The 1,480-nt window shown below is 45.1% G+C and carries 2 protein-coding genes; both read right to left on the bottom strand.

The features are described from left to right. The coding region (locus tag KDK18_RS07685) for a LysR substrate-binding domain-containing protein (protein WP_257254316.1) at positions 1–800 on the bottom strand (800 nt) is incomplete at its 3' end. Positions 801–873: 73 nt separating this feature from the next. Beyond that, complete coding sequence (locus tag KDK18_RS07680; RefSeq protein WP_257254315.1) at positions 874–1,218, bottom strand: multidrug efflux SMR transporter; 345 nt, start codon at positions 1,216–1,218, stop codon at positions 874–876. Positions 1,219–1,480 lie beyond the last annotated feature (262 nt).

Genomic DNA, 1,480 nt, shown 5'->3' with positions numbered 1-1,480 from the left:
CCTTCATTGATTGAAGCGGCGCGTATTGACGGAGCCGGTGAACTGAAAATTTTGTTGTTGTTCAGTAATTCGGACGCTGCCAATGAACGTACTAACATGACACCAATGCCACGCTTTACCGCTTCCAGGGCATGGAGTGAGTTACTAATTTCCAATTGTACTCTGGGTAAGGTGATCTCAAGTTCATTGTGGCTCAGCCATTGCAGCCAGTTCTCCTGATAGCCCTTGACTTGTACCGCAGGCAATTGAGAGAAATCCTCATCTTTTAATAGTTGTTGATAATCCCGTTTGAATTCCGGACTGCATACCAACTGCCAGTGCTCCTGAAACAGTTTCTCTGCCCGAGTGTCTTCACTGTCTACTTTGCCGTTCGTAAGTTCTATATCAACATTTTGACAGGGGGTAGTAGAAGGCCAGTCCACAAGTTGGATATCGAGGCGAATGAAAGGATATTTCTGATAAAAGCTGTCTAAGCGGGGGATTAACCAGTTGTGGCAAAATGTCTGATTGACTCTTAACCTCAGGACATCCGCCTCTTGCTCACCAAAAAGAATTTGAGTCTGCAACTTTAAATGAGCCAGCGAACCAGAAACTATGGGTTGATAATGCTGCGCTGAAGAAGTGAGCCTGACGCCTCTCTTGCTCCGTTCAAACAATGTGGTATTAAGAAATGCCTCCAGACTTTTGAGCTGTTGGCTCACCGCAGCCTGTGTTACACACAATTCTCGCGCTGCGGCACCAATGGTCCCAAGTCTGGCCACTGCTTCAAAAGCCACCAGGGCTCTTAGTGGAGGTAGCATGAATTCACCTGACTGAAATAAAAGTGCAAACTACTCCAGGCAAATTACAACATTTCGACACTTAGATGACAGATTAATGACTCACAGAAGATGAGAAGAGATTGATGATCACGGTTCCGGTTAAAATAAAGCCAATGCCAATCAATGCATAGATATCCAGCTTTTGCCCATATATCAGCCATGACAAAGCTGAGACTAAAACAATTCCTGCACCACACCAGATCGCGTAAGCCACACCCAGTGACAGAGTTTGAACCGTAATTGACAAAAGATAGAAAGCCAGACCGTAGCCAACTAATACCGCCATTGTTGGTAAGGGGGAGGTAAATTGATTGGTCTTGGGTAGCCAGGACGTTGCAAAAACTTCCAACACAATCGCTAAGGTTAACGTCAGAGCAGGTGAGAGGGATAACAACATATCAGGCCGTACTTATACTGTAAATTGTCGGATTATAGGGTAATAAAATGTCAGCAATATTTCCCATCTGAGCGGGTCGAATATAAAACCCGCCAGCAGATGGAAAGAGGCTATTTTATAACAGAAGCGAGTGGGCACAGGCAGGAGAATTTTGTCATTTTGCTGAAAAGGCGGTATCTTGAAATTTCGCTCTACGAAAGAAAGGATATGTCATGACAGATACTGTACTTGAGAAGCGGCGGTATCCACGCAAGGTCCTGGC

Source organism: Endozoicomonas sp. SESOKO3, from assembly GCF_024606255.1.
Note: the sequence above shows the minus strand (reverse complement) of the source record. Positions and strands in the feature narration are given on the sequence as shown.

What these genes read in the sequence shown, in the direction of transcription:
- KDK18_RS07680 (WP_257254315.1), bottom strand. Translation starts at nt 1,218, where the DNA reads ATGTTGTTATCCCTCTCACCTGCTCTGACGTTAACCTTAGCGATTGTG.